Annotated in this window: 17 protein-coding genes and 1 tRNA gene; 12 read left to right on the top strand and 6 right to left on the bottom strand. The window is 70.0% G+C overall.

Annotated features, from left to right (window positions below):
- Positions 1 to 33: 33 nt before the first annotated feature.
- Complete coding sequence (gene pyk / locus ASE01_RS13795; protein ID WP_056752824.1) at positions 34 to 1,497, top strand: pyruvate kinase; 1,464 nt, start codon at positions 34 to 36, stop codon at positions 1,495 to 1,497.
- Positions 1,498 to 1,515: 18 nt separating this feature from the next.
- Here the strand turns inward: pyk and ASE01_RS13790 are convergent.
- Positions 1,516 to 1,588 (bottom strand) — tRNA-Leu (locus ASE01_RS13790).
- A gap of 71 nt (positions 1,589 to 1,659) precedes the next feature.
- Here ASE01_RS13790 and ASE01_RS13785 point away from each other — a divergent pair.
- From ASE01_RS13785 to ASE01_RS13760, 6 genes are all read left to right on the top strand, one after another.
- Positions 1,660 to 2,283 (top strand): ANTAR domain-containing response regulator, encoded by a 624-nt coding sequence (locus ASE01_RS13785; protein ID WP_056752820.1) that lies wholly within the window; start codon positions 1,660 to 1,662, stop codon positions 2,281 to 2,283.
- Between the two features lie 219 nt (positions 2,284 to 2,502).
- On the top strand, positions 2,503 to 3,579 hold the full coding sequence (locus tag ASE01_RS13780; protein ID WP_200958849.1) for a branched-chain amino acid ABC transporter substrate-binding protein: 1,077 nt from the start codon (positions 2,503 to 2,505) through the stop codon (positions 3,577 to 3,579).
- Positions 3,580 to 3,676: 97 nt separating this feature from the next.
- A complete protein-coding gene (locus ASE01_RS13775) occupies positions 3,677 to 4,672 on the top strand; it encodes a branched-chain amino acid ABC transporter permease (protein ID WP_235535997.1) in 996 nt (331 codons plus the stop codon).
- Positions 4,669 to 5,805: a branched-chain amino acid ABC transporter permease gene (locus ASE01_RS13770; protein WP_056752813.1), complete on the top strand. Its 1,137-nt coding sequence runs from the start codon at positions 4,669 to 4,671 to the stop codon at positions 5,803 to 5,805. Before ASE01_RS13775 ends, ASE01_RS13770 begins: the two co-directional genes overlap by 4 nt.
- A 1-nt stretch (position 5,806) precedes the next feature.
- On the top strand, positions 5,807 to 6,628 hold the full coding sequence (locus ASE01_RS13765; protein ID WP_056754697.1) for an ABC transporter ATP-binding protein: 822 nt from the start codon (positions 5,807 to 5,809) through the stop codon (positions 6,626 to 6,628).
- The gene (locus tag ASE01_RS13760) at positions 6,618 to 7,337 is read left to right on the top strand and encodes an ABC transporter ATP-binding protein (RefSeq protein ID WP_056752808.1); all 720 of its coding nucleotides are present in this window, start codon (positions 6,618 to 6,620) and stop codon (positions 7,335 to 7,337) included. The genes ASE01_RS13765 and ASE01_RS13760 overlap by 11 nt, the downstream gene beginning before the upstream one ends.
- Before the next feature lie 63 nt (positions 7,338 to 7,400).
- On the opposite strand, the gene ASE01_RS13755 is transcribed toward ASE01_RS13760, so the two are convergent.
- Genes ASE01_RS13755 through ASE01_RS13745 form a run of 3 tightly spaced genes read right to left on the bottom strand, consistent with a single transcriptional unit; the run spans position 7,401 to position 9,761 of the window.
- Positions 7,401 to 8,174 (bottom strand): amino acid ABC transporter ATP-binding protein, encoded by a 774-nt coding sequence (locus ASE01_RS13755; RefSeq protein ID WP_056752804.1) that lies wholly within the window; start codon positions 8,172 to 8,174, stop codon positions 7,401 to 7,403.
- Positions 8,174 to 8,968, bottom strand: a complete 795-nt coding sequence (locus tag ASE01_RS13750; protein WP_056752800.1) for an amino acid ABC transporter permease — start codon at positions 8,966 to 8,968, stop codon at positions 8,174 to 8,176. The genes ASE01_RS13755 and ASE01_RS13750 overlap by 1 nt, the downstream gene beginning before the upstream one ends.
- A 4-nt stretch (positions 8,969 to 8,972) precedes the next feature.
- Positions 8,973 to 9,761: a transporter substrate-binding domain-containing protein gene (locus ASE01_RS13745; protein WP_056752797.1), complete on the bottom strand. Its 789-nt coding sequence runs from the start codon at positions 9,759 to 9,761 to the stop codon at positions 8,973 to 8,975.
- 226 nt (positions 9,762 to 9,987) lie between these two features.
- Here ASE01_RS13745 and ASE01_RS13740 point away from each other — a divergent pair, with 226 nt between their 5' ends.
- Positions 9,988 to 10,569: a GNAT family N-acetyltransferase gene (locus ASE01_RS13740; RefSeq protein ID WP_157537351.1), complete on the top strand. Its 582-nt coding sequence runs from the start codon at positions 9,988 to 9,990 to the stop codon at positions 10,567 to 10,569.
- A gap of 32 nt (positions 10,570 to 10,601) precedes the next feature.
- On the opposite strand, the gene ASE01_RS13735 is transcribed toward ASE01_RS13740, so the two are convergent.
- On the bottom strand, positions 10,602 to 11,027 hold the full coding sequence (locus ASE01_RS13735) for a hotdog fold thioesterase (protein ID WP_056752789.1): 426 nt from the start codon (positions 11,025 to 11,027) through the stop codon (positions 10,602 to 10,604).
- Positions 11,028 to 11,090: 63 nt separating this feature from the next.
- On the opposite strand from ASE01_RS13735, the gene polA reads away from it, so the two are divergent.
- Positions 11,091 to 13,784, top strand: a complete 2,694-nt coding sequence (gene polA, locus ASE01_RS13730; RefSeq protein ID WP_056752786.1) for a DNA polymerase I — start codon at positions 11,091 to 11,093, stop codon at positions 13,782 to 13,784.
- 15 nt (positions 13,785 to 13,799) lie between these two features.
- On the opposite strand, the gene ASE01_RS13725 is transcribed toward polA, so the two are convergent.
- A complete protein-coding gene (locus ASE01_RS13725) occupies positions 13,800 to 15,053 on the bottom strand; it encodes a lipopolysaccharide biosynthesis protein (protein WP_056752783.1) in 1,254 nt (417 codons plus the stop codon).
- Positions 15,054 to 15,150: 97 nt separating this feature from the next.
- Between ASE01_RS13725 and ASE01_RS13720 the strand changes: the two genes are divergently transcribed.
- From ASE01_RS13720 to ASE01_RS13710, 3 genes are read left to right on the top strand one after another with little or no spacing between them, the layout of a single operon-like run.
- On the top strand, positions 15,151 to 19,230 hold the full coding sequence (locus ASE01_RS13720; RefSeq protein ID WP_056752780.1) for an alpha-(1->3)-arabinofuranosyltransferase domain-containing protein: 4,080 nt from the start codon (positions 15,151 to 15,153) through the stop codon (positions 19,228 to 19,230).
- Positions 19,227 to 20,999: a hypothetical protein gene (locus ASE01_RS13715; protein ID WP_056752776.1), complete on the top strand. Its 1,773-nt coding sequence runs from the start codon at positions 19,227 to 19,229 to the stop codon at positions 20,997 to 20,999. The genes ASE01_RS13720 and ASE01_RS13715 overlap by 4 nt, the downstream gene beginning before the upstream one ends.
- Positions 20,996 to 22,702 carry a hypothetical protein gene (locus tag ASE01_RS13710; RefSeq protein ID WP_056752773.1) on the top strand — a complete coding sequence of 569 codons (1,707 nt, stop codon included), beginning with the start codon at positions 20,996 to 20,998 and terminating at the stop codon, positions 22,700 to 22,702. Before ASE01_RS13715 ends, ASE01_RS13710 begins: the two co-directional genes overlap by 4 nt.
- Positions 22,703 to 22,713 lie beyond the last annotated feature (11 nt).

Raw genomic sequence — 22,713 nt, 5'->3', positions numbered from 1 at the left:
TTTCGGCTCAGCCGGCACCGATAGGCTGCAGGGGTGCGGAGAGCCAAGATCGTGTGCACCCTGGGTCCGGCGACCAGTTCGGAACGGAGGATCCGCGAGCTGGTCTATGCCGGCATGGACGTGGCCCGGCTGAACATGAGCCACGGCAGCCACGCGGACCACGCCGAGGTCTACCGACTGGTCCGCGAGGCGTCCGACGCGAGCGGGCACGGCGTGGGGATCCTCGCCGACCTCCAGGGCCCGAAGATCCGTCTCGAACGGTTCTCCGGGGGACCGGTGCCGCTGCAGCGCGGTCAGCGCTGGACGATCACCACGCGCGACGTCGACGGCAACGGCGAGATCGCCGGGACGACGTACAAGGGCCTTCCCGGCGACGTCAAGGTCGGCGACCCGATCCTGATCGACGACGGCAAGGTGCGCCTGCGGGTCGTGGACATCCTCGACGGCACCGATGTCGTCACCGAGGTCCTCGTCGGTGGCAAGGTCAGCAACAACAAGGGCATCAACCTGCCCGGCGTCGCGGTGTCGGTTCCCGCGCTGTCCGACAAGGACACCGCCGACCTGCGTTTCGCGCTGCACCTCGGGGTGGACTTCATCGCCCTGAGCTTCGTGCGCAACGCGCAGGATGCCGAGGACGTGCGGGCGATCATGCGCGAGGAGGGGATCATGCTCCCCATCATCGCCAAGATCGAGAAGCCCCAGGCGATCGAGAACCTCGACGAGGTCGTCGAGGCGTTCGACGCCCTGATGGTCGCCCGTGGTGACCTCGGCGTCGAGTGCCCGCTGGAAGAGGTGCCCTTCCTGCAGAAGAAGGTCATCGTCGCGGCCCGCAGCAACGCCAAGCCGGTCATCGTCGCGACGCAGATGCTCGAGTCGATGGTCACCAACCCCGCGCCGACCCGCGCCGAGGCGAGCGATGTCGCCAATGCCGTCCTGGACGGGGCCGACGCCGTGATGCTCTCCGGCGAGACGAGCGTGGGGGAGCACCCGATCCACACGGTCGAGACGATGGCGCGCATCATCGCCGCCACCGAGGCGCACGCACTCGTCGACGACACGTTCAGCCGGTTCGGTCGCATCGCGTGGGACCCGCACACCCGCGGCGGCGTGATCACCAAGGCAGCCGAGGAGGTCGCCGACCGGGTCGGCGCGAAGTACGTCGTCGCGTTCACGCAGTCCGGTGACTCCGCCCGACGCCTCGCCCGCCTGCGCAGCCCGATCCCGGTCCTCGCCTTCACCCCTGAGGCCCGTTGCCGCTCCCAGCTCGCGGTCACCTGGGGCGTCGAGGCGTTCAAGACCTCCACCGTCGAGCACACCGACGAGATGGTGCGCCAGGTCGACGAGGAGCTGCTCCGCATCGGCCGCGTCAAGGAAGGTGACCTCGTGGTGATCGTCGCTGGGAGCCCGCCGGGCATCCCCGGCTCGACGAATGCGCTGCGGATCCACCGGATGGGCGACGCCATCAACGAGGCCGCGCCGGCGTACCGGCGTCGCTAGTTCGCGCCCTGGTTCGTGTGCCCCGGGTGAGATTCGAACTCACACTGAATGCTGTTTGAGAGCATCGCCTCTGCCGTTGGGCTACCGGGGCCGTTCAGCAGGAGAAACGGTAGCCGAGACGGCTCCGGCAACTCACATCGACCCGGCCGATAGCCTTGGCCCGTGACCGAGCCCCAGACTGCCCCGACCTCGCAGCCGACACCGCTCACCGTGGTGATCGCCGAGGACGAGACCCTGATCCGGATGGACCTCGCCGAGATGCTCGTCGAGGAGGGGTACGACGTCGTCGGGCAGGCCGGTGACGGGCAGAAGGCGATCGAGCTGGCCGAGGAGCTGCGGCCGGACCTGGTGATCCTGGACGTGAAGATGCCCGTCCTCGACGGGATCGCGGCCGCGGAGGCGATTGCCGGCAAGCGGATCGCTCCCGTGGTGATGCTCACCGCCTTCTCCCAGCGTGAGCTGGTCGAGCGGGCCCGTGAGGCCGGCGCGATGTCCTACCTCGTCAAGCCGTTCTCACAGAGCGACCTGGTCCCGGCGATCGAGATGGCGGTGAGCCGGTTCGCCGAGATCACCCAGCTCGAGAGCGAGGTCACCGACCTGCGCGAGCGCCTCGAGACCCGCAAGGCCGTCGACCGGGCCAAGGGGATCCTCCAGGAGCAGCTCTCGCTGACCGAGCCGGATGCCTTCCGGTGGATCCAGAAGACGGCGATGGACCTTCGGATGTCGATGCGCGAGGTGGCCGAGGGAGTCGTCACCCACGGTGTCCCCGGCGGGTCTTCTGCGTAAATAATCCGTGTGATGCGGCTCTCAGGTAACAGATTCGTCAGGATTCGCCCCCAGAGCCGCCGAGTTGCTTCCACCGACCCCTCGGCAGGTGTAGGTTCCCGCGGCAGGACACCCCTGCAGGCAGCGACCGCTGCCGCGGGTTCAAGAGGAAGCGGGATTGTCTTGAGGCGTAACAAGGTAGCTGGACTGAGCGCGATCGTTCTGGCGCTCGGCCTTTCTGTGACGGCATGCGGGACGACGGACGACAAGGAAGCTGGAGGCGACGGCGCCTGCGACCTGAAGCTCGCCTTCTTCGGTCCCGAGACCGGCGATGCCGCGGGTCTCGGCAAGCCGATCATCCAGGGCGCGCAGCTCGCGGTGAACCAGTACAACGACGACGCCGAGTGCGACGTCGAGCTCGAGAAGAAGGACTCGCAGGGCAGCCCTGACGCTGCCCCGGCTCTGGCGACCGACGTCGTCAGCGACGACTCGATCATCGGCGTCGTGGGCCCGGCCTTCTCCGGCGAGTCCGCTGCTGCCGGCCCGATCTTCGCCGAGGAGGGCGTCCCGACCATCACCCCGTCGGCGACCAACCCGACCCTGGCCGACAACGGCTGGGACACCTTCCACCGCGCGCTCGGCAACGACGCGACCCAGGGTCCCGCCGCTGCGAAGTACATCAAGGACACGATCAAGGCCGAGTCGGTCTTCGTGATCGATGACGCGTCCGAGTACGGCGCCGGCCTGGCCGGCATCGTCGAGAAGGACCTCGGTGACCTGGTGACGGGCACCGACACGATCCAGCAGAAGCAGACCGACTTCTCCGCGACCGTGACGAAGGTGAACGACGCGAAGCCCGCCGCCGTGTTCTTCGGTGGCTACTACGCCGAGGCGACCCTGCTCATCGGCCAGCTGCGTGACGGTGGCTTCGACGGCACCTTCATCGTCGCGGACGGCGTGAAGGACCCGGCGTTCCTCGACGCGAAGGCTGCGGCCGAGGGCGCGATCATCACCTGCCCCTGCATCCCGGACACCGACCCGGCCGTGGCTGACTTCGCCACGGCCTACGAGGCGGAGTTCGGCGAGGCGCCGGGCACCTACGCCGCCGAGGCCTACGACGCCGCGAACATCTTCCTCGCCGGTATCAAGGACGGCGTCGAGGACCGCGAGGCCATGCTCGAGTTCGTCAACGGCTACGACGAGAAGGGCGTGACCAAGCAGCTCAAGTTCGACGACAAGGGTGAGCCGGCTGACGTCCACGTCTACGCCTACACCGTCAAGGACGGCGCGATCGTCGCCGACGGCGAGATCGAGTGATCAACAGCTGAACTGATCGGCAACACAGTGACACGGCCGGGGACTGCTCGTCCCCGGCCGTGACACTGTCCGGAACGGGGGGCCAGGAGGCCTGGGTGTGAACCTGAACTTCGAATTCTTCTTCAACAACCTGCCCGAGCTCACCATCACCGGGCTGGCGTTCGGCGCGATCTACGCGCTGATCGCACTGGGCTACACGATGGTCTACGGCGTGCTGCAACTGATCAACTTCGCGCACTCCGAGGTGTTCATGTACGGCACCTTCGCGATGCTCTGGACGATCATGGCGCTGGGCGCGGCTGATGCCAACGGGGTGCACCTGGTGGCGATCCTCATCGCGGCGCTGTTCGCGGCGATGGCGATGTCGGCCGTCATCGCACTCGGTCTCGAGCGGATCGCCTACCGACCGCTCATCAAGCGGAACGCTCCGCGGCTGATCGCCCTGATCTCCGCGATCGGTGCGTCCTTCGTGCTCGCCGAGCTGATGGGCCTGCGCGACAAGATCTCCGGCTGGTTCGGACTCGACGACGACCTGTCGGACTACGTCCAGAAGGCCAAGATCAACAACAGCATGGCCGGCGTGCTCGAGAAGCCCCGGTTCGAGATCGCGGGCGTCTCCATCTCCTCCATCGACGTGATCGTCATCGTCTCCGCGGTCGCGATGATGGTCCTGCTGGACCAGTTCGTGCGTCGCTCGCGTCTCGGCAAGGGCATCCGGGCCACGGCCCAGGACCCGGAGACTGCGTCACTGATGGGGGTGAACCCGACCCGCACCATCCAGATGACCTTCCTCATCGGCGGCCTGATGGCAGGTGTCGCCGCCTTCCTCTACATGCTCAAGCTGGACGCGACGAACTACCAGGTCGGCTTCCTGCTGGGGGTCAAGGCCTTCACGGCCGCCGTCCTCGGCGGCATCGGCAACCTGCGCGGTGCGCTTCTCGGTGGACTGGTCCTCGGCGTCGCCGAGAACTGGGGCCAGGCGATCCTGGGCAGCGAGTGGCGTGACGTCATCGCGTTCGTGCTGCTGGTCCTGATCCTGCTCGTCCGACCCACCGGTCTGCTGGGCGAGTCGCTCGGAAAGGCACGGGCATGAAGAAGTTGAGCGCTCTCCCCAAGCCGGCCAAGATCCTGATCTGGTTCCTGATCGCGCTGTTCGCCTACGCGCTGCCGCTGCTCGAGCTGCCGATCCTGTCCACTCCGGACTCGGACTTCGCCAGCGTCCTGTTCACCGTCAGCATCTACTGCCTGGTGGCCCTCGGCCTCAACATCGTCGTCGGCTACGCCGGACTGCTGGACCTCGGGTACGTCGGGTTCTACGCCATCGGTGCCTACACCGTGGCCATCCTGACGTCCTTCCACGGGAGCTGGCCGCTGCTGCTGGCCATCCCCGTGGCCGTCGTCGTCGCGATGATCTCCGGGGTCATCCTCGGTGCGCCCACGCTGCGGGTGCGCGGTGACTACCTCGCGATCGTGACCCTCGGCTTCGGTGAGATCATCCGCCTGGTCGCCGTCAACACCGAGTGGCTCGGCGGCAACAAGGGCATCAACAACATCGGTCGCCCGCCCAACCTCGGTGACGAGAAGACCGGCCTGTTCGAGGTGCCGCACCTGTTCTGGGGCGATGGCACGGTCCTGCTCGACAACAAGGACACGACCAAGTTCCTCATCTTCGGATACTCCGACGCAGTGCCGTACTACTGGATGGGCCTGACGGCGGTCGTCCTGGTGCTGCTGGCCGACATCCTGATCAAGAACAGTCGGGTCGGACGTGCCTGGGAGGCAACCCGCGAGGACGAGGACGCCGCCGAGCTGATGGGCGTTCCGACCTTCAAGTTCAAGCTCCTCGCGTTCTCGACCGGCGCCTTTGTCGGTGGTCTCGCAGGTGCCCTGTTCGCCAGCAGACAGAGCTTCATCAATCCACAGTCGTTCCTGCTGTTGTTCTCGATCCTCTACCTCGCGGCCGTGGTCGTGGGTGGTCAGGGCAACCGCTGGGGTGTGTTGCTGGGGGCCTTCCTGGTCGCCTATCTGCCCGAGCGCTTCCGTGGCTTCGAGGACTTCCGGGTGCTGGCCTTCGGCCTCGCTCTGGTCCTGCTCGCGACCCTTCGACCCGAGGGCCTCCTGCCCCCGCGTCGTACGGTCCGGGCCAAACAGTTGGAGCACGAGCTCGACGAGCTCGAAGAAGGCGCCGAACCCGACCACGACGGAGAGGAGACGGCCCGTGCCTGACCTGACCAAGCAAGAGCCTGCCGCCGCAGCCCCGGTGGCGCCACGTGGTGGGACCGTCCTCGAGGTCCGCAACGTCACCCTCAAGTTCGGGGGCCTCACGGCTCTCGACGATGTGTCGTTCGAGATCGCCGAGGGCGAGATCCTCGGCCTGATCGGACCGAACGGCGCCGGGAAGACGACCTGCTTCAACGCGGTCACCGGTGTCTACCGCCCGACGTCGGGCGACATCCTCTTCGAGGGTGCCTCGATCATCGGTCTGAAGAAGCACAAGATCACCCAGAAGGGGATCGCGCGCACCTTCCAGAACATCAGGCTCTTCCCGACGATGACGGCCCTGGAGAACGTCCTGGTCGGCACGGACGCCCAGCACACGACGGGCATGCTCAGCGCCTTGTTCCGCCTTCCACGCCACCGGCGCGAGGAGGAGCAGGGCCACGCCCGGGCGATGGAGCTCCTGCGCTTCATGGGCATCCACCGCAAGGCCGACGAGCTCGCGGCCAACCTCTCCTACGGCGACCAGCGTCGCCTGGAGATCGCTCGGGCGATGGCGACCGGACCCAAGCTCATCTGTCTCGACGAGCCTGCAGCGGGGTTCAACCCGGCGGAGAAGGTCGAGCTGATGAACCTGATCCGCAAGGTCCGCGACCAGGGCTACACCGTCCTGCTCATCGAGCACGACATGAAGCTCGTCATGGGCGTGACCGACCGCATCGTGGTCCTCGAGTTCGGACGAAAGATCGCCGAGGGCGCGCCCGCCGAGATCCGTGACAACCCGGCGGTCATCGCCGCCTACCTGGGAGTGGATGAAGAAGATGCTTCTTGAGGTCGAAGGCCTCTGCGTCAACTACGGACACATCGAGGCGATCCGTGACATCAGTTTCAGCGTTCCCGAGGGGACGGTGACCACACTGATCGGTGCCAACGGCGCCGGCAAGACGACCACCCTGAAGACGATCTCGGGACTTCGCAAGATCCGTGCCGGCTCGATCAAGTTCGAGGGCAAGGACATCTCCGCCGTCGAGCCCTACGACCGGGTCAAGCTCGGCATCGGGCAGTCTCCCGAGGGTCGGCGATGCTTCATCGGCATGACGGTGCGCGAGAACCTGGAGATGGGGGCGTTCACCCGCAAGGACCGCAAGACCGCGGCCTACCGGGACGACCTGGACCGCGTGCTCGGCCTGTTCCCGCGCCTGCAGGAGCGGATCGACCAGATCGCCGGGACGATGTCCGGCGGTGAGCAGCAGATGCTGGCCATGGGGCGTGCCCTCATGTCCCGGCCCCGCCTGCTGCTGCTCGACGAGCCGTCGATGGGCCTGGCGCCGAAGCTGATCCAGCAGATCTTCACGATCATCACGGAGATCAACAGCCAGGGCACCACCGTGCTGCTCGTCGAGCAGAACGCCGCCCAGGCGCTCAAGCGCTCGCACGACGCGCACATCCTGGAGACGGGCGAGATCGTCCGCTCCGGCAAGGGCAAGGACCTCGCGGTCGACCCGGCGGTCAAGGCCGCCTACCTCGGCGGAGACGTGTAGCGAAGGTGTGATCACGCAGCAGGGCCCGGGCGACAGCCCGGGCCCTTCTGCGTCGTACGACGCTCAGAGGACCTTGGAGAGGAACGCCCGGGTCCGCTCGTGCTGCGGGTCGGAGAGGACGACGGAGGGCAGGCCCTCCTCGACCACGACGCCGTCGTCCATGAAGACCAGCTTGTCGCCGACCTCGCGGGCAAAACCCATCTCGTGGGTGACGACCATCATCGTCATGCCCTCCGCGGCGAGGTCCTTCATGACGGCGAGGACGTCGCCGACGAGCTCGGGGTCCAGGGCGCTGGTGGGTTCGTCGAAGAGCATCATGTCCGGGTCCATCGACAGGGCCCGGGCGATGGCCACGCGCTGTTGCTGACCGCCGGAGAGGTGCGCCGGGTAGGCGGACTCCTTCTCCGCGAGGCCGACCTTGGCGAGGTTGCGCCGGGCGACCTCCACCGACTCCTCCTTGCCCCGCTTGCGGACCTTGCGCTGGGAGATGCAGAGGTTCTGCAGGACCGTCATGTGGGGGAACAGGTTGAACTGCTGGAAGACCATGCCGGTCCGGGAGCGCAACGCGTCGATGTCCACGTCGGGGTCGGTCACCTCGACGCCCTCGACGAAGATCCTGCCGATGGTCGGGACCTCCAGCAGGTTGACGCAGCGCAGCAGCGTCGACTTCCCCGACCCGCTCGGACCGATCACGCAGACGACCTCGCCTCGCGCGACCTGGACGTCGATCCCCTTGAGCACCTCGTTCTCGCCGAAGTGCTTGTGCAGGTCCTGGACGTCGATCGCCGCGGCGTCGCGCGCGGCCGGTGCCCCCTGGGTTGCGTCGGTTGTCGTCATCAACGTGCCCTTCCGGCCTTGGCTTCCATCCGTCGGACCACGATCGAGAGCGGCACGGTGATGATCAGGTAGCAGAAGCCGACCACGATGATCGGCGTCAGGTTGGCTTCGCTGTTCATCCCCTCACGGCCCCACTTGGTGAGCTCGTACTGGTCGAGGGAGAGACCGAGGATGTAGATCAGCGAGGAGTCCTTGGTGAGCAGGATCAGCTCGTTGGTCAGCGGCGGCAGCACGATGCGGAACGCCTGCGGGACGACCACCGAGACCATCGCGCGCGAGTGGGACATGCCGAGTGTCCGCGCTGCTTCGTACTGGCCCTTGGGGACCGCCTGGATGCCGGCGCGGATGGTCTCGGCCATGTAGGCGCCGCCCACCAGGCCCAGGGCGAGCGTCGCCGTGCCGAGCTGTCCGCCGGGGATCTCGTACTGGGGGAACGCACGGGGGAACCCGACGCCCAGCGCGAGGAAGACCACCAGGGCCGGGAGTCCGCGGAACAGCTCGATGACCCCGGTCGACAGCCAGCGCCACGGTCCGACGCTGGACAGCCGCATCAGGGCCAGCCCGAGGCCGAGCGCGAGCCCGAACGCGAAGCCGCAGGCCGTGAAGACGACGGTGTTCTTGAGCGCGACCGTGAGGACGTCGGGGAACTGGTCCCTGATGATGTCGGGGTTGAAGAACTTGTCCCTCAGGACTCCCCAGTCCGCAGCCAGGACGACGACCGCAGCAAGGGCGAGGATCAGGACGTACTGCGCGTAGCGGAGGTAGGCCGCGCGCTTGCGCTTGGTCAGTGGCACCGCGTCACTCCGCCGCGGCGCCGAACCACTTCTCGTACGCCGCGTCGTAGGCGTCCTGGTCCGCGATGGCGGCGTTGATGGCCTCGAGGAGGTCGGCGTTGTCGTCCTGCTTGACCGAGAACCCGTACTCCTCGCCGGTCTTGAACTCGGTGGTCACCTCGACGCCGGGGTTCTGCTCGACGTAGTAGTTGACCAGGCCGTTGTCGTTGACCCCGGCGTCAGCCTGCCCGTTGTTGACGGCCTCCATCATCAGCACGGAGTCCTCGTAGGACACGGCCTTGGCGCCCTTCGGCAGGTTCTCCTTGACGTAGGTCTCGCCGGTCGTCCCCTCCTGGACCGCGATCCGCTTGCCGGCCAGGTCCTCGAGGCTGGAGAAGCCCGAGCCCTTCTTCGTGAGGAGTGCCTGGGTCGCCTCGAAGTAGGGCTCGGAGAAGTCCATGACCTCGACCCGCTCCGGGGTGATCGTCATGGCGCCGGCGGCCACGTCGCAGTCGCCCCCCTCGAGGGCGTTGCCGGAGACGATCGTCTCCCACGGGGTGTCCACGACCTTGGTCTCGAGGCCCTCCGCGTCGGCCGCGATCTTCAGGACGTCGATGTCGAAGCCGACGACCTCGCCGCTCTCGGTGAACTCGAACGGCTCGTAGGGCAGGTGCGTGCAGATGGTCAGCACGCCTTCCTCGACGACCTTGACACCGGATTCGGTCGTGGTCGTGTCGGCGTCCTTCGCGCACGCGGCGAGGGTGAGCGCGGCGACGGCGGCGAGAGCCAGGACTGGGAGGCGAGACGTCTGCATGTCGGCACTTTAAGCGCTGATCCTCCGGTGGGGGAGGGCCGAACGGCGATGATCTCCGGTTGTTCCACGATCGTGATCGGATCGAGTCATTGGACCCTCAGTTCCGATGAACCCGCACCAAACTCGGGTGTACCCCTGTCGGCCCCCGGAGCCTGGGCGTAGTGTTCGGATCCGGACCGCTCGACGTTGCGCGGTCCCCGTCTTGGGTGAGGAAGGCAGGGGCCGGATGAGCAGGTATTCATTGACCACGCGGGTCGCCACGCGCGACGATGCGCCCGCCCTCGCCGAGATCTGGAACGAGGCCGTACGCCGGGCCGATCGCTCCGAGCAGGTCGCCGATCTGGAGCTGGTGGTCAAGGGTGCCGCCGCCTCGCCCGAGCAGCGCGTCGTCGTCGTCGAGTACGACGGCCAGCTCGCCGGAGCGGTCTACCTGCGGATCACCACGCTCTCGCCGCTGAACCTGGAGCCGTGCGTGCAGTCGATCCACCCGCGGGTGCTCGACAAGTACACCGGCCACGGCATCGGGCACGCCCTGATGGAGGCCGCCACCTCGTTCGCCGAGGAGAACGGCATCCTGCACGTCGTCACGGCCGTCCCGCACGGCTCGCGGGAGGCCAACAGGTTCATGGCGCGCCTCGGGCTCGCCCCCGTGGTGCTCTACCGCGTCGCGCCGACGGCGGTCCTGCGCAACCGGGTCTCGCCGCAGCGCTCGACCCCCGGGGCCGAGAGCACGCGGAGCAAGGTGCTGGCCGCACGCCGCTCGTTGCGACGTGCGCGAGCCGAGCGACTGTCGCTGCCCGACTCCTGAACCGGACCCTGGACCCGGACCGTGAACCGGCCTCAGGCCGTGGGCGTCGGGTCCCGCTCGATCAGCGCACAGGTGATGCGCGAGGTGCACACGCGGCGCCCGTCCTCGTCGGTGATGGCGATCTCGAAGCTCGCCATCGTGCGCCCCAGGTGCAGCGGTGTGGCCACGCCCGTCACCAGGCCCTTGGTCGCCGAGCGGTGATGGGTGGCATTGATGTCGATGCCGACCGCAAAGCGTCCTGCGGGAGCGTTCAGGGCCGCGGCCACCGAGCCCAGGGTCTCGGCGAGCACCACCGAGGCGCCGCCGTGCAGCAGGCCGTAGGGCTGGGTGTTGCCCTCGACGGGCATGGTGGCGACCACCCGGTCGGGGGCCAGCTCGACGAGCTCGACGCCCATCCGCTCGTTGAGGGCACCCATGTGGGTGCGCATGAACTCGGCGATCTCGTCGTTGCTGGTCATGGCGCGACGATATCGAGCACGCCGGGCGCACTGGCTGTCGGTCGGCCTCGGTAGAGTCGCCGGGTGCCCGAGACCTCCCGTCCGCGTCTGCTCCTCCTCGACGGCCACTCGCTGGCCTACCGCGCCTTCTTCGCGCTGCCGGTGGAGAACTTCTCCACCGCCACCGGGCAGAACACCAACGCCGTCTACGGCTTCACCTCGATGCTGGTCAACGTCCTGCGCGACGAGCAGCCCACCCACGTCGCGGTCGCCTTCGACCTGTCGCGCCAGACCTTCCGGCTCGAGGAGTACCCCGAGTACAAGGCGAAGCGGAACAAGACGCCCGGAGAGTTCAGCAGCCAGCTGCCGCTGATCCAGCAGGTGCTCGACACCTTCTCGATCCGCTACCTCACCGCTCCCGGCTTCGAGGCCGACGACATCATTGCCACCCTGGTCACCCAGGCCCTCGCCGACGAGACCAGCGGGCTGGAGGTCCTCATCCTCACCGGCGACCGCGACTCGCTGCAGCTGGTGACCGAGCGGTCCACGGTGCTGTACCCGATGCGCGGTGTGTCCGACCTGGCCCGGATGACTCCGGCCGCCGTCGAGGAGAAGTACGGCGTCCCGCCGCACCGCTACCCCGAGCTCGCCGCGATCGTGGGGGAGACCTCCGACAACCTGCCCGGCGTGCCCGGCGTCGGCGCCGGCTTCGCCGCGCGCTGGATCAACACCTACGACGGTCTCGACAACGTCATCGCCCAGGCCGACAAGATCACCGGCAAGAAGGGTGAGTCCTTCCGGGAGCACCTCGGCGACGTGATCCGCAACCGCCACCTCAACGCCCTCGTGCGTGACCTCGACCTCGGCGTCGTCATGGACGACCTCGTGCGGGGCGAGTGGGACCGCACGGCCGCGCTCGAGCTGCTCGACGAACTGGAGTTCCGTGGCGAGCTGCGCACCCGGATCATGGACGTCGTCGCCCCCGGCGAGGAGGTCGAGGTCGAGGCCGGCGTGGACATCGACGGCACCACCCTCGCGCCTGACGCCGTGGCGGGTTGGCTCGAGGCCGTCGGTACCGAGACCGTCGGCCTCCAGGTGCGCGGCACCTGGGGCAGCGGCACCGGCCGGACCAGCGGCCTCGCGTTCGCCCTGGCCGACGGCCGGGCAGCCTACGTCGACGTCGAGGCGATCAGCCCCGCCGACGACCAGGCGCTCGCCGGCTGGCTCGCGGACACCGCCCGGCCCAAGGTCCTGCACGACGCGAAGGGCCAGGGACTCGCGATCGCCGCCCAGGGCTGGCACCTGGCCGGGGTCGTGGAGGACACCGCCCTCGCGGCGTACCTCGTCGCGCCCGACCAGCGCTCCTACGACCTTGCGGACCTGACCCTGCGCTACCTCCACCGCGAGCTCGCCGCCGTCGGGGACGCCGATCAGGGGATGTTGTTCGAGGAGGAGTCCGACAACAGCGGCGTCGCCCGCGGCGCCATGGTGCAGGCACGCGCCACGCTCGACCTGTCCGCCGAGCTGGCCGGTGAGGTCGACCGCGCCGGCGGACGCGACCTGCTCACCGACGTCGAGATGCCGCTCGTCGGTGTCCTCGGTGCCATGGAGGAGGTCGGCATCGCCGTCGACACCGAGCACCTCGAGGGCCTCGAGGCGCACTTCGGCGAGGAGGTCCGCAAGGAGGCCGAGGAGGCGTACGCCGTCATCGGCAAGGAGATCAACCTCGGCTCGCCCAAGCAGCTCCAGGTCGTCCTGTTCGACGAGCTCGCGATGCCGAAGACCAAGCGCACCAAGACCGGCTACACGACCGACGCGGACGCCCTGCAGAACCTCTTCAAGCAGACCGAGCACCCGTTCCTGCTCCACCTGCTGCGGCACCGCGAGGTGATCCGCCTGCGCCAGACCATCGAGGGCCTGCTCAAGACGGTCCAGCCCGACGGGCGCATCCACACCACGTTCCACCAGACGATCGCCGCCACCGGGCGGCTGTCGAGCACCGAGCCCAACCTGCAGAACATCCCGGTCCGCACCGAGGAGGGCCGTCGGATCCGCGAGAGCTTCGTGGTGGGTCCGGGCTACGAGTCGCTGATGACGGCCGACTACAGCCAGATCGAGATGCGGATCATGGCGCACCTGTCCGAGGACGTCCTGCTGACCGAGGCCTTCCGCACCGGGCGCGACTTCCACGCCGAGACCGCCTCGCGGGTGTTCGACGTCGCTCCCGAGGACGTCACGCCCGAGATGCGCGCCGAGATCAAGGCGATGAACTACGGGCTGGCCTACGGGCTGTCCGCGTTCGGCCTGTCCCAGCAGCTCGGAATCACGCCGGGCGAGGCCAGCGGCCTGATGGATGAGTACTTCGAGACCTTCGGTGGCATCCGCGACTACCTGACCGGGGTGGTCGAGGAGGCCCGTCGCACCGGCTTCACCGAGACGATCATGGGCCGTCGCCGCTACCTGCCCGACCTCACCAGCGACAACCGGATGCGCCGGGAAGCAGCCGAGCGGATGGCCCTCAACGCCCCGATCCAGGGCTCGGCCGCCGACCTGATCAAGGTCGCGATGCTCCGGACCCGCCACGCGCTCGACGAGGCCGGGTTGCGCTCACGGATGCTGCTGCAGGTCCACGACGAGCTCGTCTTCGAGGTGGCCGAGGGCGAGCACGAGGCTCTCGAGGCGCTCGTGCGTGAGCAGATGGCCGGCGCCGCCGACCTCACCGTCCCGCTCGACGTCTCCGTCGGCACCGGCAAGAGCTGGCACGAAGCCGCGCACTAGCGGGACGGCGCGAGCTCAGCCGACGGCCGAGTCGGCTGTCTCGCGGCGGTGGCGGAACATCTGCAGCGCGATGAGCAGCGCGACGACGAGGGCATCGACGGCGGCGACGGTCAGCGCGAGCCCCAGCACGCTGTCGGTCGTGGCGCCGGCGGCGACCAGGACGACGACGCCGATCCCGATGAGGTACTTCGTGGCGCGGCCGCGCTTGGCCAGGCCGGCGTACACGAGCAGCTGCAGGACCGACAGCAGCCCGCCGAGGACGGCGAAGAGCCAGAGCTGGTCCTGCACGCCGGCGTAGTCGTCGCCGCCGATGAAGACCAGCGCGAGCCCGGAGAGCAGGTACGTCGCCAGGGTGCAGGCCGCCCCCAGGCCGGTCAGCAGCGCCAGCCCCTTGAGCACCGCCGTGCGGCTCTCCCCGTCGGTCGACATGGACGGGAAGAGGATCACCACGGCGAACTGCGGAAGGAAGAGCACGGCCTTGGTGACGATCAGGCCGCCGGCGTACAGGCCGGCGTCGTGCTCGTCGAGCACGCTGCGGGCCACGACGACGTCGAGGTTGGACAGTGCGAGGAAGGCCAGCAGGGCCACGGCGCTGCCGAGGGTCTCCTTGAGCACGTCGCGGCGCACGGTCAGGTCGTGGTGGACGACGTCGCCGGGGCGGCGGCGCAGGGCCCAGGAACCGACGGCGACCGGGAGCCAGGAGGCGACCAGGACACCGAGCATCGCGCTCGTCTCGGTGGGCGACACCAGCAGGAACCCACCGCCGAGCAGGACGCGGGGGACGCCGACGGAGAGGTAGACCAGGCTCAGCGGGAGCCAGCGGCGTTCCCCCTGGAGCACGCCCGCCTGACCGCCCATCACGGTCACGGGGATGACGCACAGGGCGAGCAGGACGGCAGGGGCCAGGCCGTCGAGGCGCAGGAGGTGCCAGACGGCCGGTGCGGCGGCGAGCGCCAGCAGACCCAGGAGCAGCGCGGCGCGCCACGTGGTGACCAGCACCGTGCGTTCGATCGCCGCGACGTCGTCGGGCTCGGCGGAGATCCGGCGCGCGGCCGTGGCCTGCAGGCCGAGCTGCACCACCGAGAGCACCATGAGCAGCGCCATCATGCTCGCGACGGCGCCGTACTGGCTGGGCCCGAGGGTCCGGGCGGCGACCATCTGGAACGCGTAGGTGCCGATGTTCATCACGGCCATGGCAATGGCGATGCCCGCCGTGCTGCGCAGGACGCGCACCACGCGGGACTGCTGGAGCTCGACGGACGTCGTCACGGCAGCAGGTTAGGCGGACACCTCCAGATCCGGGGATTCGCCACCCTCCGAATACAGTGACCAGCGCCACAGGGAGGTGGCGCCGGGAGGAGGTGGGATGAGGGACACGGACGAGCAGCGCGGGACGACCGCGGGGATCGCGGCAGCGTTCTACGTCGTCGTGACGCTGCTCATGCTGGTGCAGCAGCCCGGCAGGACCACCTACGACACCCGTGCCGAGCTCACCCAGCGGCCCGGCGACTTCCTCGGCGGCGCCTTCAGCCTGTGGCACCCCGGCAGCAACTTCGGCGAGTTCCAGAACCAGGCCTACGGCTACCTCTTCCCCCAGGGGACCTGGTTCGTCCTCACCGACCTGCTCGCGGTGCCTGACTGGATCAGCCAGCGGCTCTGGTCGGCGCTCATCGTGGTCCTCGCCTGCGAGGGCGCGCGGCGGGTCGCCCGTGCGCTGGGGCTCACCGGGATGCCCGCCCTGCTCGCCGGTGCGGTGTTCGCCCTGTCGCCCCGCCTGCTCGGGACGATCGGCGTCCAGACGGCGGAGTCCCTGCCCGGAGCCGTGATGCCGTGGCTGGTGCTGCCGGTCGTCCTGCATCTCAGTGGGCGCCTCGGTGCACGCACGGCGATCCTGCTCAGCGGTGCTGCCGTGGTCTGCATGGGTGGCGTCAATGCGGTGGAGACCGCCGGATCGCTGCCACTGGCGGTGATCCTGGTGTTCTGGGGAGTACGCCGCGGCCTCGCCGGGCGACGCTTCGCGCTGGGCTGGACGGCCGCCGTCGGTGCGGCCTGTCTCTGGTGGGCGCTGCCGCTCGTGGTCCTCGCCCGCTACGCGCCGCCGTTCTACGAGTACGTCGAGAGTGCCGGCGACACGACGTCGCTGATCGGCTGGTCGGAGTCCGTGCGGGGGGACTCGTCCTGGCTGGGCTACCTGTTGTCGGGGGACCGGCCCTGGTGGCCGGCGGCGTTCGACCTGGCCACTGATCCGCTGCTGATCGTGGTCGCTGCCTCCGTGGCCGCGATCGGTCTGGCCGGGCTCACTGTTCTCACGAGCGACCTGCGGCGACCGCTGGTCCTGGCGGCGGTGCTCGGCCTGGGTTGCCTTGCTGTCGCCCACGGCGGTCTCGCCGGAGCACCCGTCGCCGACCAGGTGCGGACGCTCCTGGACGGCCCGCTCCAGATCTTCCGCAACGTCCACAAGATCGATCCGGTGGTCCGGTTGCCGTTGGCGATCGGCTTCGCCGTCGCTGCCGAGCACGTCGTGCGGGCGCTGATCGAGCGGTGGGCCGGCCGGTGGCCGCGTCTGGTCGAGGGGCGTCAGGCGCTCCTGGCCGTGCCGCTCGTCCTGGTCGCGGTGCTGCTCCAGCCGTTCGTCCTCAACCACTCCCGCACACCGGGCTGGTCCGGGATCGACGAGCCGTGGCGCGAGGCGCAGGCCTTCTTGGCGGACCAGGATGCCGACCGCGTGCTGGTGGTCCCGGGCTCGAGCTTCGCCCTGCAGGACTGGGGATCGACGATCGACGAGCCGCTCGCGATCCTCGGCGGCACCAGCGTCGTCAGCCGCACCCAGGTGCCCCTGGTCCCGGGTGAGACGATCCGTTACCTCTCCGCGCTCGACCAGGGCATCGTGACCGGACGCGCGACGGAGTCGCTCGTCGACCAGCTCGCCCGCGCCGGGATCACCCATGTCGTGCTGCGCCGCGACCTGCTCCGGGACCAGACCCGGTCGCCGAACCCGGGCGGTACTGCGGTCTCCCTCGACCGCGCCGGTCTGCCGCGCCTGGCGGGTTTCGGCACGACCGCCGGCGGCGAGGCGGCGGTGGAGGTGTTCGGGGTGCCGCGCCGTACGCCGCTCCTGCGGGCGACCGACGTCGACGACGTCCTCACCGTGCGGGGGGCACCGGAGAGCGTCCTCGCCCTGCAGCGCTCCGGGATCCTCGGCACCTCCCGGGCGAGTGTGCTCGAGGGGGAGCCCGGGTGGGAGCGCGAGGCCGATGTGGTCACCGACGGCGACCAGCGCCGCGAGCGCGCCTTCGGGAACAACGACGAAGCCCTTTCCGCGCTGATGTCGGCGGACGAGGACTTCCGGCTCGAGCGCGCGGCCCATGACTACCCGGCCGGCCCCTCGGACCACACCGTCGTCGCCGGGTACGACGACGGGCTCCGCGCGGTGAGTGCCTCCAGTGCGCAGGGCTACGCCGACAACTACGGTCCGGTGACCGTGGAGTCGGGGCCGCAGGCAGCCGTCGACGGCGACCTCGACACCCGGTGGGTCACCGCCGGGTTCGGGCGTCCGGACGAGCAGTGGCTCCGCCTCGACCTCGACGGTCCGAGGGCGGTCCACCGTGTGAGCGTGACCCCTGTGGCCGATGACCCCTTCGTCGTACCCGTGCGGGAGATCGAGGTCGTCGCGGGAGACCAGCGGGTGCGGGCCCGGATCGGCGCCGCCGGTGTCCCGGTGGTCGTCCGGCTCGACGGCAGTCAGGTGTCCCGGGTCGAGGTGCGCGTGGTCGAGGCGGCGACGTCCTCCCGCGCGGCCCGCGTGGGCCTGCGCGAGGTCCGTCTCGACGATCGCTCGCCGCGACGGACCTACCGGATCCCCGGCTCCGCCCCGAGCGGCTCGTCCTTCGTGCTGGCCGCGGCGCCCGGTCGTCGCGCATGCTTCGTCACCCCTGGCGTCCCCGACTGCGACGTGGCGCGGATCCGTGGCGCCGAGGAACGCGGCGGCATGGACCGCAGCTTCACCACCTCCGGCTCCGGGCCGGTGCGGATCACCGGACACGCGGTCGCGCGGAGCACGCCCGAGGCGGCGCTGCTGCTCACGCCGTTCGACGGCGGTCTCCCGGTTGGTGTCTCGTCGTCCTTCGGCCAGGACCCGAAGGTCGCCGGACGCTTTGCCCACGACGGCGAGCCGACGACGATGTGGGTCTCGGACGACACGGACCTCTACCCGACGCTGACCTTCCAGTGGCGTGAGCCGCAGACCATCACCGGCCTGGACGTGGACACCAGTGGCGGGGACCACGCACCCGTCGCGGTCGTGGTGACTGGCGAGGACGGTGTCCCCGAACGGGTCGGACTGGGCCAGAGCGCGGGCAACGACCTCGACCGCCCGCTGCGCACCCGCACGCTGTCGGTGCGATTCGAGAAGGCTGCGGGACTGCGCCACGTGGTGGTTCCCGAGGTCTCGTTGCGCGGCGCCGATGTCACGCGTCCCTTCATCGCCGACGCCCCGACGGGTCGCGCCTGCGGCTTCGGGCCCGAGGTGGAGCTCGACGGACGCCGTCTGGCGACCTCCGTCGAGGGGACGATGGCCGATGTCGCCAACGGCAGTCCGCTGTCCCTCGAGGTCTGCGACCCCGTGACCGGCGAGCCGGTTCTCGCCGACCTGTCCGCCGGGCCGCACCGTCTGCGGGTCACCCCGAACGCCGAGCTCGAGGTGCTCGACCTCGCCGTCGTCGACGACGCCACCGCCGCATCGGTGGGGGAGACCGTGGATGAATCGGTGGGCGAGGGGCGCGACGTCCGCGTGGGTGAGTGGGGGAGCAGCCGTCGTACGGCCCGGGTCGGTGCCGGCGCACCGACGGTGCTGCACCTGCCCGAGAACTTCAACGAGGGCTGGATCGCCGAGGCCGACGGCGAGCGCCTCGAACCGTTGCGGGTGGACGGCTGGCAGCAGGGCTGGCTCCTGCCGGCCGGCGGTGCCGTCGACGTGGAGCTCCGCTACGCCCCCGAGCGGTCCTACGACGTCCTCCTGCCGGTGGGCCTGGCTGTCAGCGGCGGGGTCCTCCTCGCCGGCACGGTCGCCCTCGGCCTGCTGCTGTGGCGGCGGCGCCGCACCCCGGAGCCGGTCGACCCGGTCGACCCGGGTGAGTCCGTCGGCTGGCCGACGTCGGAACCCGTGCCGGTGCCGTTCTGGATCGGGGCCGCTGCGCTGGCCACCCTGCTCCTCGGTCCTGCCGCACTGGTCGGTCTCGTCGCGGGCAGCCTGGTCCGTCGACCGGTCGCCCTGGCCTGCAGCGTGGCCGCACTGGTGCTGGTCTCGGGCGCGCTGGACGCCTGGACCAGCGTCGAGGTGGTCGCCGGCTCGGCTGATCTCGCCGCCGCGGTGGCCGTCGGCCTGGTCGCCGGGTCCGCACTCGGTACGCCGACCCGCTGGGTCCGGCGACGGGAGGTGGCCTCGTGACCGGCAGGTTCGCCGCCTGGCGTGGCGCCCACGGGATGGCTGCGCTCGGGATCATCGCGGTCACGCTGCTGGTCCGCGGCCGACTGCTCGCGGGCTCGTACTTCAACCAGGACGACTTCTACATGATGGGTCGGGCCCACGAGTCCGACCTGACCTGGGACTACCTCGTCCGTGACTTCGCCGGCCACGTGAACCCGCTGCAGCAGCTCACGCTGTGGCTGGTGGCCCACGGGACGCCGTACCGCTGGCCGGTGCTGGTCGTCGGGATCCTGTTGGTCAACGTGGCCGCTGTGGTGCTCGCGTGGCTGATCATCCGTCGTCTGCTGCCCGGGCGCTGGGCGGGCGTCCTGCTGCTCGCGGTGTTCGCATGGACCCCCCTCACCCTGGTCTCGACGCTGTGGTGGAGCGCGTCGATGTTCCTGTGGCCGCACGTCGTGTGCTCCCTGGCCGCGGTGTGGCTGCTGGTCCGCTGGAAGCAGGAGGGCGCCGCGCTGAGGCACGTCGTCGCGATCCTCGTGGTGACGGCGATCGGCCTGCTGTGGCACGAGCGGGCCGTCCTGATCCCGCCGTTGGTCTTCGGCGTCGCGGTCGCGCTCGCCGACCGGGCGACGGGCTGGCGCCGGATCACCGCAGCGGTGCGGGACAATGCCTGGCTCTGGGGTGGGATGGTCTCCCTCGTGGGCGGATTCCTGGTGGCCCACGCGCAGCTGACCGAGGTCGAGGGTGGAGGTGGCACGCCGCGCCAGCTCCTCGGCGTGACGTGGTCGTTCCTGGGCCGCAGTGCCGTGCCGGGACTGGCCGGGGGGCCGTGGACCGGGGAGATCGAGGGCGGCGCCGTGCGTCCCGCCGCCTGGGTGACGGCGGTCAGCCTGCTGCTCGCCGCCGCCGTGCTGGTGGCGCTGCTGCGTGGCGGCGGCCCGGCCCGGCGCTGGGCGGTCGCGGTCCTGGTGGGCTACCTCGCCGCGGACACCTTCCTGCTCCTCACCGGACGCGCTGCCTTCGGATCGATCATCGGTCTGGACCCGCGCTACTCCGCCGACATCCCGCAGGCCGCCGTCGTCTGCGCCGCACTGGCACTGCGCGGGGGGCCGGCCGGACTGGGGTTCGGCCTGCTGCGCGAAGCCCGCGTCCGGCGGTTCGCCGTGGCCGGCCTCGTCGCCGTGTACGCCGTGGGGGCAGCCTTCGGCACCGCACTGCTCGTGCCGCACTTCCAGAACGAGGAGGACCGTTCGTTCGTCGAGGCCTTCCGGGGTGATCTCGCAGCTGATCCGACCCAGGTCGTCTTCGACGACCTCGCGCCGGCCGAGCTCGTGCTCCCTCTCGTCGGGGACGACTCGCGCTACTCCCACATCTTCGGGCTGCTCCCGGAGCAGCCGGCCTTCGACGAGCCGTCACCGCGACTCCGGGTCGTGGGCCGGGACGGTCATCTCGAACCGGTCCGGTTCGCCGGCACGATCGGTGCCCTGCCGGGGCCGGACGGCAACTGCGGGTACGAGGTGATCGGTCCCGAGGAGACCGAGATCCCGCTCGCACTGCCGGTCGAGGGCCGCCTCGTCGTACGCCTGCAGTACTTCAGCCAGGCGGAGTCCACCGTCGAGGTCGGCGCCGCCGACTGGTCGGTCGACTTCCTCGCCCGTCGTGGCCCGAACGAGATCTGGCTGGTGCTGCCCGACCTGCCGGGCCTGGTGCCCTCACTGGCACTGCAGGGTGAGGGGACCGAGCCGGTCTGCGTCACCGACGTGGCCGTCGGGCTGCCGGAGGCACCGTGAAGAGGCACGCGCCCGACCTCGCGGTGACTGGTCTCGTTGCCCTCGTGGTGCTCGGACCGCTGCTGATCGGCAGCGGGTTCTGGATCGTCGGCGACATGGTGTTCGTGCCGGACCAGCAGTGGCGGCCCGCCTGGCTCGGGTTGGACGGCTCATTGCCCCGGGCGGTCCCGATGGACGCACTGGTCTCGGTCGCGACCGCGGTCCTGCCCGGCGCGCTCGTGCAGAAGCTCCTGCTCCTGGGCGGGTTCCTCGCCGGCGGCCTGGGGATCGCGCGGGTCGTGGGGGACCGGGCGTGGTTCGCGCGGGCGGCTGCGATCACGCTGTTCTGCTGGAACCCGTGGGTCTACGAGCGGTTGCTGATCGGCCAGTGGGCCATCCTGCTCGGCTACTTCGTGCTGCCGTGGGTCGCGGTCGCCGCCCGGCGCCTGCGGCGGGACGCCACCGACTGGTCGCCCGCCGCTGTCGCACTGGTCCTCTCCGCGATCTGCAGCCCGTCCAGCGGACTGATGGCGGTCGGCGTCCTGGCCGTGCTCGGCCTGGGTAGGGACCGTCGGGCGTGGTGGCGCCTCGCCGTGATGGCGCTGGTCGCCAACCTCACCTGGCTCGTTCCGGCGGTGACCGCGGACTCGGCACGGATCACCACCGAGGGCGTGTTCGAGGGCTTCGCGGCGCGCGCCGAGTCAGGGGCCGGGACGTTGGCCAGCCTGCTCTCGCTCGGCGGGATCTGGAAGACGTCCATCGTGCCGGGCGAACGCGAGGCCGTGCTCCTGGTGCTGCTGTCCTGTGCGTTGTCCGTCGTCGCCCTCAGGGCGTTGTGGGGCTCGGGGAGTGGCCGCGCGCGCTGGCTGGTCCTCGGCGGCCTGTCGCTGGCACTGGCGTTCCTGCCCGTCATCGCGCCGGACCTGATGGAAGCGGCCGGATCCGCCGTCCCCCAGCTGGCCCTGCTGCGTGACTCGCACCGCTTCCTCGCCCCGCTGGGCCTGGTGCTCGCGGTCGGCATGGCGCAGACAGCGACGGACCTCCGCGCGCGGATCACCCCGGAGACGACGGCCCTGTGGAGCAGCGTCGCGCTGGCGGTCATCGCCCCTGTCCTGCTGCTGCCCAGCCTGGCGTGGGGGGCGGCGGGTGAGCTCGAGACGTCGTCGTACCCCCAGGAGTGGAGCGACGTCGCCGCGCTCGTGGGCGACGACGAGGCGACCGTCGTGCTCCCGTGGGGCAGCGCCTACCGCAGCTTCGACTGGAACCACCGTCGGGCCGTGCTGGACCCCGCGCCCCGTTTCCTGCGCGGCACCGTGCTGATCGACGACACCGTGCGCATCGAGGTGAGCGAGGGGTCGGGGAGCGAGACGGTGATCGTGCCGCCCGAGGACCCGCGGGTCGTGGCGGTCGGCACGGCACTGGCCGAGGAGGACCCCGCAGCGGCGCTGCGCGCGCTGGGCGTGCGCTGGGTCCTGGCCGAGCAGGGCATGGTCGCGATCACGCTCCCGAGCGGCGGAGAGGTCGTCCACGAGGGGGACCGGCTCACGCTGGTCGATCTGGCTGCCGCCGGCCCGGTCGCGGACGATCCGTCAGTCGTCCGGCCGGACATCACGGTCAGGCGGCGAATCTTCGTCATTTCTGGTCACGGTTTGGCGATTCTTTTGCTTTTGGTAGGTGCGACATGGATACTCCGATCAGGGAGTAACGAGCGTCACACCGCATGATGGACATGGGG

It is taken from the genome of Nocardioides sp. Root190 (assembly GCF_001428565.1).
Classification (GTDB): domain Bacteria; phylum Actinomycetota; class Actinomycetes; order Propionibacteriales; family Nocardioidaceae; genus Nocardioides.
This window is presented reverse-complemented; position numbering and strand designations above follow the sequence as displayed.